Source organism: Variovorax sp. GW821-FHT10D07 (assembly GCF_059415325.1).
Map to the genome: position 1 here is coordinate 37694 of NZ_JBWKMZ010000014.1, position 15079 is coordinate 52772.

11 protein-coding genes are annotated in these 15079 nt (G+C 69.9%); 6 read left to right on the forward strand and 5 right to left on the reverse strand.

The window, feature by feature from the left end; translation table 11 throughout:
* Positions 1 to 57: 57 nt before the first annotated feature.
* The 3 genes from AC07PU_RS32175 to AC07PU_RS32185 are packed head-to-tail and all read right to left on the reverse strand — an operon-like array spanning position 58 to position 3612.
* Entirely contained in the window at positions 58 to 1785 is a 1728-nt protein-coding gene (locus AC07PU_RS32175) for a cobaltochelatase CobT-related protein (RefSeq protein ID WP_495322384.1), read from the reverse strand.
* A 12-nt stretch (positions 1786 to 1797) separates the two neighbouring features.
* Positions 1798 to 2772, reverse strand: a complete 975-nt coding sequence (locus AC07PU_RS32180) for an AAA family ATPase (protein WP_495322385.1) — start codon at positions 2770 to 2772, stop codon at positions 1798 to 1800.
* An 18-nt stretch (positions 2773 to 2790) separates the two neighbouring features.
* Positions 2791 to 3612, reverse strand: coding sequence for an IclR family transcriptional regulator (locus tag AC07PU_RS32185; protein WP_495322386.1), 822 nt, complete (start codon positions 3610 to 3612; stop codon positions 2791 to 2793).
* Between the two features lie 184 nt (positions 3613 to 3796).
* Between AC07PU_RS32185 and xsc the strand changes: the two genes are divergently transcribed.
* Positions 3797 to 5608, forward strand: coding sequence for a sulfoacetaldehyde acetyltransferase (gene xsc / locus AC07PU_RS32190; RefSeq protein ID WP_057597042.1), 1812 nt, complete (start codon positions 3797 to 3799; stop codon positions 5606 to 5608).
* Between the two features lie 16 nt (positions 5609 to 5624).
* Positions 5625 to 6815, forward strand: a complete 1191-nt coding sequence (locus AC07PU_RS32195; protein ID WP_495322388.1) for an acetate/propionate family kinase — start codon at positions 5625 to 5627, stop codon at positions 6813 to 6815.
* Here the strand turns inward: AC07PU_RS32195 and AC07PU_RS32200 are convergent.
* Entirely contained in the window at positions 6812 to 7753 is a 942-nt protein-coding gene (locus AC07PU_RS32200) for a LysR family transcriptional regulator (protein ID WP_093340290.1), read from the reverse strand. The two genes, AC07PU_RS32195 and AC07PU_RS32200, sit on opposite strands and share 4 nt — an antisense overlap.
* 82 nt (positions 7754 to 7835) lie before the next feature.
* On the opposite strand from AC07PU_RS32200, the gene AC07PU_RS32205 reads away from it, so the two are divergent.
* The 4 genes from AC07PU_RS32205 to AC07PU_RS32220 all read left to right on the forward strand — a co-directional run bounded on the left by AC07PU_RS32205 (position 7836) and on the right by AC07PU_RS32220 (position 13444).
* Positions 7836 to 10775, forward strand: a complete 2940-nt coding sequence (locus AC07PU_RS32205; RefSeq protein WP_495322389.1) for a molybdopterin oxidoreductase family protein — start codon at positions 7836 to 7838, stop codon at positions 10773 to 10775.
* A 191-nt stretch (positions 10776 to 10966) separates the two neighbouring features.
* The gene (locus AC07PU_RS32210) at positions 10967 to 11644 is read left to right on the forward strand and encodes a 4Fe-4S dicluster domain-containing protein (RefSeq protein ID WP_495322390.1); all 678 of its coding nucleotides are present in this window, start codon (positions 10967 to 10969) and stop codon (positions 11642 to 11644) included.
* 5 nt (positions 11645 to 11649) lie between these two features.
* Positions 11650 to 12582 (forward strand): dimethyl sulfoxide reductase anchor subunit family protein, encoded by a 933-nt coding sequence (locus AC07PU_RS32215; RefSeq protein WP_495322391.1) that lies wholly within the window; start codon positions 11650 to 11652, stop codon positions 12580 to 12582.
* Positions 12583 to 12688: 106 nt separating this feature from the next.
* A complete protein-coding gene (locus tag AC07PU_RS32220) occupies positions 12689 to 13444 on the forward strand; it encodes a helix-turn-helix domain-containing protein (RefSeq protein ID WP_431509972.1) in 756 nt (251 codons plus the stop codon).
* A gap of 64 nt (positions 13445 to 13508) precedes the next feature.
* Here the strand turns inward: AC07PU_RS32220 and AC07PU_RS32225 are convergent, their stop codons facing one another.
* Entirely contained in the window at positions 13509 to 15002 is a 1494-nt protein-coding gene (locus tag AC07PU_RS32225) for a carboxylesterase/lipase family protein (protein ID WP_495322392.1), read from the reverse strand.
* Positions 15003 to 15079: the final 77 nt, after the last annotated feature.

A 15079-nucleotide genomic window follows, 5' to 3' on the forward strand; every position in this document is an offset into this window, starting at 1 on the left:
GATGGCGCTTGTCAACGCGACACTTTCGGCTGACATGGCGCGCGGGCCATGCGGAACTCAGTGCCGGTGCCGCCCCGCCATCAGTCCAATCACCTCGCGGAAGATCGCGTTGCCCGTCGAGGCCGCGAGGTCCAGCACGTGGCTGTGGCTGTAGTAGGGGCTCAGGTCCAGCCCCACGCCGATGCCCGCGATCGCGATGTCGCGCTGCTGCTCCTGGCGTGCCAGCACCTCGCGCAGGTGGTGGTCGAGGTAGTGCGGATCGTTGGCGAGATGGGTCGCGCTGTCCATTGGCGAGCCGTCGGAGATCACGAGCAGCAGCTTGCGCTCCTCGCTGCGCGCGCGCAGCCGCGTGCAGGCCCAGTCCACGGCCTCGCCGTCGATGCCCTCGCGGAACAGCTCGGGCCGCAGCAGCGCGGCCATCGGCGCGCGCGCGCGGCGCCAGGGCGTGCCCGCGGCCTTGAACACCAGGTGGCAGCGCTCGTTGAGCCGGCCCGGGTGCGCGCTCCGGCCCGCGCGCAGCCAGTCGCGCTGCGCGCGGCCGCCGTTCCAGGCGCCGGTGGTGAAGCCCAGCACTTCGCTGGCCACGCCGGCCTGCTCGAGGGCGCGCGCGAGCACGTCGACCAGCATCGCGACCGATTCGGCATGCTCCTTCATCGAGCCCGAGCAATCGATGAGGAAGCTGACCACGCAATCGGCCAGCGGCTCCTCGCGCTCGATGCGGAACAGCCGCCGCTCGGCCGGCGAGGCCACGAGCTGGGCGAGCCGGCGGCCGTCGATGCGGCCTTCCTCCTGGCCGCCGTCCCAGCCGTCGCGCTCGGGCACGGCCAGCAGCGCGCGCAGTTCGCGCGCGAGCCGCGCCAGGTTCACGCCCTGCGCCGCGATGCGGCGGTCGAGCCGCTCGCGCAATTCGGCCAGCAGCTCGCGGCGCACCAGCGTGGCGGCCTCGTGCTCGCGGTCGTATTCGGTGGTGAACACGCGGTAGGTGGCGCCGGCCTCCTCGAGCAGCCGGCTGCGCCCGGATTGCGCGCTGACGTGCTGCTCGACGATCTCGCGGTCCATCTCGGCGACCAGGCTGAACACGCTGCGCTTGTCGTCGGTGTCGTTCTGGCGCGTGTCGGGTGCTTCGTCATCGCCGCCGGCCTCGTGCAGCATCGTGGCGACCGTGCGCGCGATCGCCAGCGCATGCACGGCATACGCGGCCTGGTCGAAGCGATCGCGCCGCAGCCCGCCCAGCGCATGGCCGATGCGCGGCGCGAGCGCGAAGCGCGTGGCCTCGAGCATGTCCTCGGTTTCCTCGACCACCTGCTCGCCGCTCACGCGTGCACGGCAGATCTGCGCCACCGCGTACAGCAGCAGGCCGCGCGCGGTCTCGGTCAGGCCCGAGTGGTGGAAGGCCAGCGACCACTGCGCGTGGCGATGGCGCAGGTTGCGCCGCATGCCGGCCATGGCCTCGGGCACCAGCGCCTCGGCGCGGAACTGCTCGAGCATCTCGAACAGCATGCGCTCCACCGGCTCCTCGGGCTGCAGCGTGCGGTGCAGCGCGGCATCGGAGCCGGCGATGCGCAGCGCCAAACCATCAGCCACGCCGCGGAACGATTCGAAGTCGTCGGTCTCGGGCGAGGGATGCAGGTGCGGCGCGAACCACGGCAGCGGCACGCGGCCGCGGTGCAGGCGCCGGCCGCGGAAGTGCAGGTCGCGCTCGCCGCTGAAGGCGCGCACCACGCCCGCGCAGAGCTCGGCGACGCGTTCCTCCTGCCGAACCTTGCGGATGTCCTGCTGCGTCATGGCGCGCCGCGCTCAGCCGCCCGCGAGCCGGTGCGATTCCGCGAGCTCGCGGTCGAAGCAGCGCTGGAAGTACTCGGCCACCAGCGGCCGCTCGGCCTCGTCGCACTTGTTGACGAAGGAGAGGCGGAAGGCCAGCGCCACGTCCTTGAAGATCTCGAGGTTCTCGGCCCAGGTGATCACGGTGCGCGGCGACATCAGTGTCGACAGGTCGCCGGCCGCGAAGCCCTTGCGCGTGAGGTCGGCCACCGCCACCATCGCCGCGACCGTGGCGCGGCCCGCCGCGTCGGCCAGCGAGGGCACGCGCGCCTGCACGATCGCGATCTCTTCGGGCGTGGGCAGGTAGTCGAGCGAGGCGACGATGTTCCAGCGGTCGATCTGCGCATGGTTGAGCCGCTGCGCGCCGTGATACAGGCCGTTGAGGTTGCCCAGGCCGACCGTGTTGGCGGTGGCGAACAGCCGGAAGAAGGGATGCGGGCGCAGCACCTTGTTCTGGTCGAGCAGCGTGAACTGGCCGTCGCGCTCGAGGATGCGCTGAATCACGAACATCACGTCGGGCCGGCCCGCGTCGTACTCGTCGAAGATCAGCGCCACCGGCCGCTGCAGCGCCCAGGGCACCATGCCTTCCTGGAACTCGGTGACCTGCTTGCCGTCGCGCAGCACCACCGCGTCCTTGCCGACCAGGTCGAGCCGGCTGATGTGGCCGTCGAGGTTGAGCCGCACGCAGGGCCAGTTCAGCCGCGCCGCCACCTGCTCGATGTGGGTCGACTTGCCGGTGCCGTGCAGCCCCTGCACCATCACGCGTCGGTCGCGCATGAAGCCCGCGAGGATCGCGAGCGTCACGTCGGGGTTGAAGCGGTAGACCGCGTCGATCTCGGGCACGTGCGCGTCGCGCTCGGCGAAGGCGGGCACCTGCAGGTCGGCGTCGATGCCGAAGGTCTCGCGCACGCCGACGAGGCGCGTGGGGTGGAGGGCGGCGATGTCGTTCATGGGGCGGGTGGGGAGGTGTCAGGCCTGGGCGCGGCGCGCGGGTGTCGCATCGGCATCGATGCGGCTCAGCGCGAGCGCCGCGCGCTGCAGCGCGGGCAGCAGCGTCTTGGCCTTCGCGATGTCGAGCCGCATCACGGGCGCCTGCACCGCGATGCAGAGGTTCGACGGACTGTCGCCCGCAGCCGGCACCAGCGCGGCGATGCACAGCAGGCCGGGCAGGAACTCCTCGTTGTCGATCGCGAAGCCGTTCTTTCGCACGCGCTGGATCTCGGCCTCGAGCGCCGCGGCATCGGTCAGCGTGCTCGCCGTGTAGGCCTCGAGCGAGGCATTCGCCAGCAGCCGGCGGCGCTGCGCCTGGCCCATCTGCGCGAGGAACATCTTGCCGCTGGCCGAGCAGTGCACCGGCACGCGCGAGCCCGGGTGCAGGTAGAAGCGCAGCGGCGCCGCGGTCTCCACGCGGTCGAGGTAGACCACCTCGCTGCCCGAGAGCGCCGTGAGGTTGCAGCTCTCGCCGATCTCCTCGACCAGCTGGCGCAGCACCGTGTGGCGCGCGCCGTGCAGGCTGTCGTTGAACAGCAGGTTCTCGGCCAGCCGGCGCAGCCGCGTGCCCATGCCGTAGTGGCGCCCGTCGCCCTCGCGCTGCAGCAGGCCCGCGCCCTCCATCTGCTGCAGCATGCGGTGCAGCGTGGGCTTGGGCAGGCCGGTCTCCTCCACCAGGCCCTGCAGCGAGTAGCGCTGGTCCTTGGCGGCGATCACCTCGAGCAGCGCGAACAGCCGCATCGCCGGGGTGTCGGCGCCCGGGGCCTCGGCGGAAGGCGGCAGCGACTTGACGATCTTCATGGCGGCGGATCATAGTCCTTTTGCAAAAAATAGAACATTCCGTACCGTTTTTTGGAATTTGTTTGACGCGGCACTGCACCCGTCCTATAGTCCGCCCGAATCGCCAACCCCGAAATACGGAACTTCCCGTTCCGGCTTTTTGCAGTCCGCCGTCCAGCCCTTCATCCGCAGGAGACACCGACCCATGAGCAAGCAACCCACCCGCGAAGCCGTCACCGGCGTGCAGAAGATGACGCCCTCCGAGGCCTTCGTCGAGACCATGGTCGCCAACGGCGTGACCGACATCTTCGGCATCATGGGCTCGGCCTTCATGGACGCGATGGACATCTTCGCGCCCGCCGGCATCCGCCTCGTGCCCGTGGTGCACGAGCAGGGCGCGGCCCACATGGCCGACGGCTATGCGCGCGTGTCGGGCCGCCACGGCGTGGTGATCGGCCAGAACGGCCCCGGCATCAGCAACTGCGTGACCGCGATCGCGGCCGCCTACTGGGCGCACAGCCCGGTGGTGATGATCACGCCCGAGACCGGCACCATGGGCATGGGCCTGGGCGGCTTCCAGGAGGCCAACCAGCTGCCGATGTTCCAGGAGTTCACCAAGTACCAGGGCCACGTGAACAACCCCAAGCGCATGGCCGAGTACACCGCGCGCTGCTTCGACCGCGCCATCTCCGAGATGGGCCCGACCCAGCTCAACATCCCGCGCGACTACTTCTACGGCGAGATCACGACCGAGATCCCGAAGCCGATGCGCGTGGAGCGCGGCGCCGGCGGCGAGAACAGCCTCAACGCCGCGGTCGAGCTGCTGGCCACCGCGAAATTCCCCGTCATCCTCTCGGGCGGCGGCGTGGTCATGGGCGACGCCGTGGAAGAGTGCAAGGCACTCGCCGAGCGCCTGGGCGCGCCGGTGGCCAACGGCTACCTGCGCAACGACTCCTTCCCCGCGAGCCATCCGCTGTGGGCCGGCCCGCTGGGCTACCAGGGCAGCAAGGCCGCGATGAAGCTGATCGCGCAGGCCGACGTGGTGCTCGCGCTCGGCTCGCGCATGGGCCCCTTCGGCACGCTGCCGCAGCACGGCATGGACTACTGGCCCAAGGAGGCGAAGATCATCCAGGTCGAGGCCGACCACACCAACCTGGGCCTGGTGAAGAAGATCACCGTCGGCATCCACGGCGACGCCAAGGCCACGGCCAAGGCCCTGCTCGAGCGCCTCGCGGCCAAGACCCTGGCCTGCGACGCCACCAAGGCCGAGCGCGCCGCGAAGATCAAGGCCGAGAAGGAGGCCTGGGAGAAGGAGCTCGACGCCTGGACCCACGAGCGCGACCAGTTCAGCCTCGACGTCATCGAGGAAGCCAAGGGCGAGAAGACGCCCACCGGCGGCACCTACCTGCATCCGCGCCAGGTGCTGCGCGAGCTCGAGAAGGCGATGCCGCCGCGCGTGATGGTCTCGACCGACATCGGCAACATCAATGCGGTGTCGAACAGCTACCTGCGCTTCGAGGAGCCGCGCTCCTTCTTCGCGCCGATGAGCTTCGGCAACTGCGGCTACTCGCTGCCCACCATGATCGGCGCCAAGTGCGCCGCGCCCGACCGCCCGGCCGTGGCCTATGCGGGCGACGGCGCCTGGGGCATGAGCATGGTCGAGATCATGACCGCCGTGCGGCACGACATTCCCGTGACCGCGGTCGTGTTCCACAACCGCCAGTGGGGCGCCGAGAAGAAGAACCAGGTCGACTTCTACAACCGCCGCTTCGTCGCCGGCGAGCTCGAGAGCGAGAGCTTCGCGGGCATCGCCAAGGCCATGGGCGCCGAGGGCATCGTGGTCGACCGGCTCGAGGACGTGGGCCCGGCGCTCAAGAAGGCCATCGACCTGCAGATGAACCAGCGCAAGACCTGCGTGATCGAGATCATGTGCACGCGCGAGCTTGGCGATCCGTTCCGCCGCGATGCGCTGTCGAAGCCGGTGCGCTTCCTCGACAAGTACAAGGACTACGTCTGATCGGGCGGCGCCGCGCATGACCGACCAGCTGCTGACGCTCAACGCGGGCTCGTCGTCGATCAAGGTCGCGCTGTTCGACGCCGCCGGTGCCGACGGCGCATTGCCCGCCGCGCACTGGTCGGGCCAGGCCGATGGCCTGGGCGCGGGCCTCGATGCACGGCTGCGCATCCGCGATGCACAGGGGCGCACCCTGCACGACGCGAAGCTCGAGGGCGATGCGCGCTCGCACCGCGGCGCGCTGGCCGCGCTGCTCGACTGGCATGCGCAGCAGGGCGGCGCCGGCCGCATCGCGGGCGTGGGCCATCGCATCGTGCATGGCGGCATGGACTTCGTGGCGCCGGTGCGCATCGACGACGCCGTGCTCGAGGACCTGGCCGCGCTCGAACCGCTCGCGCCGCTGCACCAGCCGCACAACCTCGCGGGCGTGCGCGCCGCGATGCAGGCCTTTGCCGGCGTGCCGCAGGTGGCCTGCTTCGACACCGCCTTCCACGCGGTGCAGCCCGAACTCAACCGCCGCTTCGCGCTGCCGCGCGACCTGCACGACGCGGGCGTGCGGCGCTACGGCTTCCACGGGCTCTCGTACGAATCGATCGCGCACCAGCTCGCGCGGCAGGCGCCCGAGGCCGCGAACGGCCGCGTGATCGTCGCGCACCTGGGCAACGGCGCCTCGATGTGCGCCATCGCGCAGGGGTGCTCGGTCGCCACCACCATGAGCTTCTCGCCGCTCGACGGTCTCACCATGGGCACGCGCTGCGGCCGGCTCGATGCCGCCGTGGTGCTCTACCTGATGCGCTCGCGCGGCATGTCGGCCGATGCGGTCGAGAAGCTGCTGTTCCGCGAATCGGGCCTGCTCGGGCTCTCGGGCGTGTCGAGCGACATGCGCGCGCTGGAGGCATCGGACGAACCCGCGGCCGCCGAGGCCATCGACCATTTCGTCGAGCAGGTGGTGCAGCACATGGGCAGCCTCGCGGCGGCCCTGCGCGGCGTCGATGCGATCGTGTTCACGGGCGGCATCGGCGAGAACGGTGCCGCGCTGCGCGCGCGGGTGCTCGAGGACTGCACGTGGATGGGCGTGGAACTCGATGCCGCTGCCAATGCCGGTGGGCAGGCGCGGATCTCGACCGGTAGCAGTCGCATCAGTGCGTGGGTGCTGCGCACCGACGAGGAAGCGGTGATCGCGCGCCACACGGCGCGCGTGCTCGCCTAACCCGGCAGCGGCGCCACCGCCCCGCGCGGCACGCTCGCGCCGCAATGGCGCAGGAAGTCCGCGGTCGCGCGGCCCAGCAGCTTGTCGCGGTGCATCACGGTCGCGAGCCGCCGCGTGCCCGCGGGCAGTTTCGTGCGCAGCTCGACCAGGTGCCCGTCCTCCAGCGCCTGCGCCACCGTGTAGCGCGAGAGGCACGCCAGCCCCGTGCCCGAGGCCACCACGCGCTTGATGGCCTCGGTGCTGCCGAGCTCGAAACCCACCTGCACCTGCTCGAGGTTCTGGATCAGCCAGGCATCGGTGACCTGGCGCGTGCCCGAGCCATGCTCGCGCAGCACCCAGGTGGCCTGCGACAGCTGCCGGTGCGTGGCGACCCGGTCGGCCAGCGCATGGCCGGGCGCGGCCACGATCACGAGCTCGTCGGTGCGCCAGGCGCGCACCACCAGGTCGGGGTGCGTCTGCGGCCCCTCGATGAAGCCGACGTCGACGTCGAAGCCCGCCACCGCGTCGATCACGTCGCGCGTGTTGGCGATGTGCAGGTGCACCTGGCTCTGCGGATGCAGCGCGGTCCAGGCCGACACGCGCTCGGGCAGCAGGTATTCGCCGATGGTGAAGCTGGCCGCCACGCGCAGCGGCGCCGCATGCTCGCCGCTGAACAGGGCCTGCACCTCCGCGGCCTGGTCGAGCAGCGCCTGGGCCTTGGGCAGCAGCGCGCGGCCGTTCTCGTTGAGCACCAGCCGGCGGCCGATGCGGTCGAACAGCAGGGCGCCGACCGAGCCCTCGAGGTCGGCCAGCGCGCTGCTGGCGGCCGACTGGGAGCGCGCGATGCGGTCGGCCGCGGCGCGCGTGCTGCCGCCGCGCGCGGTGGCCACGAAGACCTCGAGCTGGCGCAGGTTGAGGCGCAGGCGGGTCGAATTCTGCTGATCTGATTTTCCGGTCATCGTGAGCAATATTCTGCGCTTTTCCGTTCGATCGATGCTGCCTACCATCGGCCGGGCCACGCTTGAAAACAAAGGACCGCCAGTGTTCAGTTTCCTGTCCCGCGAGCCCGTGCACGATCCGCTGGCGGCGCCCACGCCCACCGACCAGACCGAGGTCAAGACCACCACCTGCTACATGTGCGCCTGCCGCTGCGGCATCCGCGTGCACCTGCGAGAGGGCGAGAACGGGCCCGAGGTGCGCTACATCGACGGCAACCCCGACCATCCGCTCAACAAGGGCGTGATCTGCGCCAAGGGCTCCTCGGGGATCATGAAGCAGGTGTCGCCCGCGCGGCTCACGCAGCCGCTGCTGCGCAAGCCCGGCAGCGAGCGCGGCGCCGGCGAGTTCGAGCCGATCGGCTGGGACCGTGCCTTCGAGATCCTGACCGAGCGGCTCGCGAAGATCCGCGCCACCGATCCGAAGAAGTTCGCGCTGTTCACGGGCCGCGACCAGATGCAGGCGCTCACCGGCCTGTTCGCGCGCCAGTTCGGCACGCCCAACTACGCGGCGCATGGCGGCTTCTGCTCGGTCAACATGGCCGCGGGCATGATCTACACCATCGGCGGCAGCTTCTGGGAGTTCGGCGGCCCCGACCTCGAGCGCGCCAAGCTGTTCGTGATGATCGGCACCGCCGAGGACCACCACAGCAACCCGATGAAGATCGCCATCAGCAAGTTCAAGCGCGATGGCGGGCGCTTCATCTCGATCAACCCGGTGCGCACCGGCTACTCGGCCATCGCCGACGAATGGATCCCGATCAAGCCCGGCACCGACGGCGCGCTGCTGATGGCGCTGCTGCACGAGCTGATCGCAAGCGAGCTGATCGACCATGCCTTCCTCAAGCGCTTCACCAACGCGCCGCAGCTGGTGGTGCTCGACGACTGCGAGCGCGAGGGCCTGTTCGCCTTCGATCCCGAGCGCGGCCCGCCCGGCGACGGCCGCAACCCGCACAACAAGCTGGTGTGGGACAAGGCCAGCGGCACGGTGAAGCCCGCCTATCCCGAAGGCATCGCCGACGGCTGCGACCCCGCGCTCGAGGGCCACTACACGCTGGCCGACGGCACGCGGGTGGCGCCCTCGTTCCAGCTGCTGCGCGAGCGCGTGGCGAGCTGCACGCCCGAATGGGCGCAGGCCATCACGGGCATCGATGCCGCGCGCATCCGAAAGCTGGCGCGCGAGATGGGCGAGACCGCGCTGCGCCAGGCCTTCGAGCTGCCGATCGCCTGGACCGATGCCTGGGGCAAGCGGCACGCCACCACGCAGGCGCGGCCCGTGGCCTTCCATGCGATGCGCGGGCTGGCCGCGCATTCGAACGGCTTCCAGACCGTACGCGCGCTCGCGATCCTGATGAGCGTGCTCGGCACCATCGACGCACCCGGCGGCTTTCGCCACAAGGCGCCGTACCCGCGCCACATCGTGCCCAACTACCGGGCCTTCAACGACCCCGGCATGATCCAGCCCAACACGCCGCTCAATGCGGCGCCGCTGGGCTTCCCGGCCAGCCCCGACGAGCTCGCGATCAACCCCGACGGCTCGCCGATCCGCATCGACCATGCCTTCTCGTGGGAGCATCCGCTGTCGGCCCACGGGCTGATGCACAACGTCATCACCAACGCGGTGAAGGGCGATCCCTACCGCATCGACACCTTGCTGATCTTCATGGCCAACATGGCCTGGAACTCGAGCATGAACACGATGGCCGTGCGCGAGATGCTCAACCGCAAGGACGACCAGGGCGAGTACATGATCCCGTTCCTGGTGGTGTGCGATGCCTTCCAGAGCGAGACCGTGGCCTTCGCCGACCTGGTGCTGCCCGACACCACCTACCTCGAGCGCCACGATGCGATGAGCATGCTCGACCGGCCGATCTCGGAGTTCGACGGGCCGGTCGATTCGGTGCGCATCCCGGTGGTGCCGCCCACGGGGCAGTGCAAGCCCTTCCAGGAGGTGCTGATCGAGCTGGCCTCGCGGCTCAAGTTTCCGGCCTTCACCACGGCCGAGGGTGGCCGCAAGTACGCCGACTATCCCGACTTCGTCGTCAATTTCCAGCCGCAGCCGGGCATCGGCTTTTTGATGGGCTGGCGCGGCAAGGACGGCACCGAGCACCTGCGCGGCGAGCCCAATCCCAAGCAGTGGGAGGCCTATGCGCAGAACAACTGCGTGTTCCAGTACCACATGCCCGAGACCATGCACTACATGCGCAACTGGAACCGCGAGTACCTCGACTTCGCGAAGGACAAGGGCTGGCGCCAGCGCAACGACCCGGTGCAGCTCGCGCTCTATTCCGACACGCTGCAGAGCTTCCGCCTCGCCGCGCAGGGCAAGAGCGCGGGCCGCCAGCCGCCCGAGGGTTTGCGCGAGCGCATCGCCACCTACTTCGATCCGCTGCCCTTCTGGTATGCGCCGCTCGAGGAGGCCGCGACCGACACCGCGGCCTATCCGCTCAACGCGCTCACGCAGCGGCCGATGGCGATGTACCACTCGTGGGATTCGCAGAACGCGTGGCTGCGGCAGATCCACAGCCACAACTACCTGCACGTGAATCCCGTGACGGCCGAAGCCGCGGGCATTGCCGATGGCGGCTGGTGCTGGGTCGAGAGCCAGTGGGGCAAGGTGCGCTGCATGCTGCGCTACAGCGAGGCGGTGGAGCCCGGCACCGTGTGGACCTGGAATGCCATCGGCAAGGCCGACGGCGCGTGGCAGCTCGCACCGGGTGCCGACGAGGCGCGCAAGGGCTTCCTGCTCAACCACCTGATCAGCGAGGAGCTGCCGTGCGCGGGCACGGCCAGCGGGCGCATCAGCAATTCGGATCCGATCACGGGGCAGGCCGGCTGGTACGACGTGCGCGTGCGCATCCGGCCGGCCGAGCCGGGCGAGCCCGAGGAAAGCTATCCGCAGTTCGCGAGCATGCCGAGCGCGCCCGGGGTGCTGGGCAAGGCGGCGCAGGTGTTGACGTACTTTGCGGGGAGGGGGCGGAAATGATGCAGTGGTTGAAGGACTTGCTGGCGAGCGCCGCCCAGCCCCAGCCCGTGGCGGAAGCCGCTGGCGCCTTTCTCCCTCCCCCTCTGGGGGAGGGCGGGGGTGGGGGCAGCGGCGATGCCATCGGGCGCATTGCTTCTGCGAAGGCTGTCGTGCCCCCACCCCGACCCTCCCCCAGAGGGGGAGGGAGTCCGATGAGCCAGCGCGCCGAGCCCGGCGAAACCCTCGCCAAGCAACTCGCCCTCGTGATCGACCTCAACGTCTGCGTCGGCTGCCATGCCTGCGTGACCTCGTGCAAGCAGTGGAACACCTCGGGCAGCGCGGGCCCGCTCGCGGACTTCGAGCCCTATGGCGCGAACCCCACGGGCACCTTCTTCAACCGCGTGCAGACCTACGAGGCCGGTTCGTTCCCGAACACCGACACCGTGCACTTCCCCAAGAGCTGCCTGCACTGCGAGGACCCGCCCTGCGTGCCGGTCTGTCCGACCGGCGCGAGCTACAAGCGCAAGGAAGACGGCATCGTGCTGGTCGACTACGACAAGTGCATCGGCTGCAAGTACTGCGCCTGGGCCTGTCCCTACGGCGCGCGCGAGCTCGACGAGGAGCGCCAGGTCATGACCAAGTGCACGCTGTGCGTCGACCGCATCTACGACGAGCAGCTGCCCAAGGAAGACCGCAAGCCCGCCTGCGTGAAGGCCTGCCCCACCGGCGCGCGCCTGTTCGGCGACGTGAAGGACCCCGACTCCGAGGTCTCGCGCGCGATCCGCGAGCGCGGCGGCTATCCGCTGATGCCCGAGTGGGAGACCAACCCCGCCAACCGCTACCTGCCGCGCCGCAACATGGCGGCGCCCGCGCAGGGCACGCCGGAGTAGCGCGCATGCATCCCGCCTTCTCGATCCTCTTCTTCACCACGCTGGCCGGCGCCGCGCAGGGCCTGGTGGCCGCGCTCGCGCTGGCCGTGCTGTTCGGCCTCGGGCTGTCGCCGGGCTTTATCGGCAGCGCGCTGGCGCTGGCCGAGCTGCTGCTGGTCGCGGGCCTCGCGGCCTCGTTCATGCACCTGGGCCGCAAGACGCGCGCCTGGCGCGCGGTGCTGATGTGGCGCACCTCGTGGATGTCGCGCGAGGTGATCGTGCTGCCGGCCTTCATCGCGCTGGTCGCGCTGTGGTGGCTCGCGCTGCGGCTCGAGGTCGCGACGCCGTGGTCGGTGCTGCTGCCCGTGCTGGTGCTGTTGGGCGCTGTCGCGCTCTGGTACTGCACCGCGATGATCTACGCCTGCCTGCGCTTCATCCAGGAGTGGGCGCATCCGCTGACCATCGCCAACTTCATGCTGATCGGGCTGTCGTCGGGCCTGGTGCTGGCCTGCGCGCTCGCTGCGGGGGCCGGCGAGGCGCGCTTCGTGCAGGCCTTCGGCCCATGGGCGCTGGCCTTCACGCTCGTGGCCTGGGCCGTGCGCGCGGTCACGCTGCGCCGCAATGCGCGGCTGCGCCCGCGCTCCACCTTGCAGTCGGCCACCGGTATCCGCACGCACAAGCTGGTGCAGAAGTCGATGGGCATGTCGGCGGGCTCGTTCAACACGCGCGAGTTCTTCCATGGCGCCTCGCAGCTCGCGCTGCGCCAGGTCAAGCTGGGCTTCCTGCTGCTGGCCTTCGCGCTGCCCGCGCTGCTGCTGGCCTGGGGCCTCGCGAGCGCGGCCGCGCTGCCCTGGCTGCTCGCGGTGCTGGTGCAGGCGCCGGGGCTGCTGGCCGAGCGCTGGTTCTTCTTCGCGCAGGCGCAGCATCCGCAGAACCTGTACTACCAGGTGGTGTCGTAGGACCGATGCCCGTCGTCGAAGCCGCTAGGGGTTAGCACGCTGGCCGGATGCCGGGTGGTGATGCAAAAACACGCGTTGCCTTCCGAACGACAGGTTGCCCCCTCCGATGACCGACCACCTGTATTTCTTCAGTGCGAATTCCTACGTCTACGCCTCGCGCAAGGACGACTTCCCCGCCACCTCCAGGCCCCATGCGGTGCTGCTGTTCTCCGTCGACGGCACGCCGCTCACGCTGCGCACGCCGCGGCGGCAGTTCGTGGGCGGTGCGATCGCGGTGGCGCCGCAGACGGTGCGCACGCTGAGCATGTCGAACGCGGGCCTCGTGAGCATCAACCTGCCGCCGTCCTCGCCCTTTTTCAGCGCCTTCAGCAGCATCGTGCCGCCGGGCGCGCACGTGCTCGAGCGCAAGGCCTTCAAGCCCTTCGACGGCTTTCTCGCCGGCATGCACGAGGGCGCGCGCAAGCCCGCGCAGGCCGAGGAGATCTTTCGCGACCTGGTCACGATGGCGGTCGAGCAGCTGCCGCGCGCGCAGCGCATCGACACGCGCGTGCTGCAGGTGCTGCGCTACCTCGACGAGGAGCCCGAGGCCACGCTGGTCGAGCTCGCGCGCGCCTTCGAGCTCTCGCCGCACCGCATGTCGCACCTGATCTCCGATTCGCTCGGGCTGTCGTTTCGCGCCTACCAGGCCTGGCGCAAGCAGGTGCGCGTGTGCAAGCTGCTGTACTCGGGCCGCTCGCTCACCGACATCGCGCACGAGGCGGGCCTGAGCGACTCGGCGCATCTCTCGCACTTCTACCGGCACTGGTACGGGCAGAGCCCGTCGTACTCGCGCGACCGCGAGTCGGTGAAGTTCTTCTCCTGAACCTGCCCAATGAAAAAGCCGCCGCGGGACGAACCTCGCGGCGGCTTTCTTCATGGCGGCGCGCTCAGCGCGGCATCTGTTTCGTCGTCACGGTCGAGAAGCCGGTCTTCACGATCGAGGGGATGCCGATGTCGAGGTACTGGTCGGCATCGTCGTACTTCGGCCAGGTCACGCCGACCTTGGCGACGTTGGGATCGCCCGTGGTCGCGAAGCGGGTCCACATGCTCATCACTTCGTCGCTGAGCTTGTAGTCGCGATCGCTCACGCCCGGGTCGGCCGGAATGTCGGGGCTCGCGGGCAGCAGCGAGGTGCCGTAGATGCGCCCCACGGTGGCGAGCGAGCCGTACTGGTAGGACACCTCGAGCCCGTGATAGGCCGCCACGCCCGCATTGGCCCAGTTCACCGGTACGTGCGTGAAGATGTAGGTGTAGATCGGCGACTTCTGCACCTTCACCATCTGCTTGAGGAAGTTGCCGCGCAGCGGGTTGGCGGCAGTGATCTCGGCGCCGCCGTTGCCCACCATGAAGGGCACGTCGCTGTGCTTGTTGTCGAGGATCAGGTTGCCGATGGTGTCGGGCAGCGACCAGTCGTCGACCGTGAAGGCCGTGGTGTAGCCGCTGCCGCTCGCGAACGAGGCCGCGACGATGTCCTGCCACGGCTTCTTGCGCAGCGCGTCGATGTCGGCCGCGCCCACCTTGGCCATCAGCTTTACGCCGTACTGCTCGGTCTGCGCGAGCGGCGTGCCGGCGGTGGTCCAGCCGGCTTCGGCAATGGCGCGGTGGAACAGCCCCTTGGCCAGCGGCGAGGCCACGAGCCAGTTGGTCTTCATGCCGCCGCCCGAGTGGCCCCAGATGGTGACGTTGCCCGGATCGCCGCCGAAGCCCTCGATGTTCGCCTGCACCCACTTGAGCGCCGCGACCAGGTCGAGCTGGCCGTAGTTGCCCGAGGACTTGTTGGCGGACTCGGCCGTGAGCGCCGGATGCGCCATGTAGCCGAGCGCGCCGATGCGGTGCTGCACCGTGACCGACACCACGCCGTGGTTGGGCAGGTTCGGCAGGTTGTCGCTCGCGCGGTTCACCGATCCGGTGGTGAGACCGCCGCCATGGAACAGCACCATCACCGGCAGCTTCTCGCCCTTCTTCTTCGCGGGCGTCGTGATGTTGAGGCGCAGCACGTCCTCGCCCATGCCCGACTCGGGCACGGCGTCGTAGACGGGCGAGGCGGGGAAGGGCTGCGGCGCCATCTTGCTGTAGCTGGTGGCGGCATAGACACCGTCCCACGCGGCCGGCGGGTGCGGCGGTTTCCAGCGCAGGTTGCCGACCGGCGGCGCGCCGTAGGGGATGCCCTTGTACTGATGCACCTGCGTGTCGCCTTCGCCGACCGTGCTGCCCGACACCTTGCCCGATGCGGTCTGGATCGGATCGGCATAGGCGTTCGCATCCGCCGCGGGCGGGTCGCCGCCATTGCCGCCCGATGCGGGGGGCAGCGGAATGAATCCGCTGCCGCCGCCACCACCGCCGCCGCATGCCACCAGCCCCGCGCTCAATGCGAGGGCCATGAACCACTTCATCCCCGTACCTCTGTCCTGACGTTTCATGTCTCCACACCTGGTTGTTGAGTGAGCTGGCATCGTAG

Bases quoted from the DNA above. Each gene is read 5' to 3' on its own strand.
- AC07PU_RS32175 (WP_495322384.1), bottom strand. From the start codon at position 1,785: ATGACGCAGCAGGACATCCGCAAGGTTCGGCAGGAGGAACGCGTCGCC.
- AC07PU_RS32180 (WP_495322385.1), bottom strand. From the start codon at position 2,772: ATGAACGACATCGCCGCCCTCCACCCCACGCGCCTCGTCGGCGTGCGC.
- AC07PU_RS32185 (WP_495322386.1), bottom strand. From the start codon at position 3,612: ATGAAGATCGTCAAGTCGCTGCCGCCTTCCGCCGAGGCCCCGGGCGCC.
- xsc (WP_057597042.1), top strand. From the start codon at position 3,797: ATGAGCAAGCAACCCACCCGCGAAGCCGTCACCGGCGTGCAGAAGATG.
- AC07PU_RS32195 (WP_495322388.1), top strand. From the start codon at position 5,625: ATGACCGACCAGCTGCTGACGCTCAACGCGGGCTCGTCGTCGATCAAG.
- AC07PU_RS32200 (WP_093340290.1), bottom strand. From the start codon at position 7,753: ATGACCGGAAAATCAGATCAGCAGAATTCGACCCGCCTGCGCCTCAAC.
- AC07PU_RS32210 (WP_495322390.1), top strand. From the start codon at position 10,967: ATGAGCCAGCGCGCCGAGCCCGGCGAAACCCTCGCCAAGCAACTCGCC.
- AC07PU_RS32215 (WP_495322391.1), top strand. From the start codon at position 11,650: ATGCATCCCGCCTTCTCGATCCTCTTCTTCACCACGCTGGCCGGCGCC.
- AC07PU_RS32220 (WP_431509972.1), top strand. From the start codon at position 12,689: ATGACCGACCACCTGTATTTCTTCAGTGCGAATTCCTACGTCTACGCC.
- AC07PU_RS32225 (WP_495322392.1), bottom strand. From the start codon at position 15,002: ATGGCCCTCGCATTGAGCGCGGGGCTGGTGGCATGCGGCGGCGGTGGT.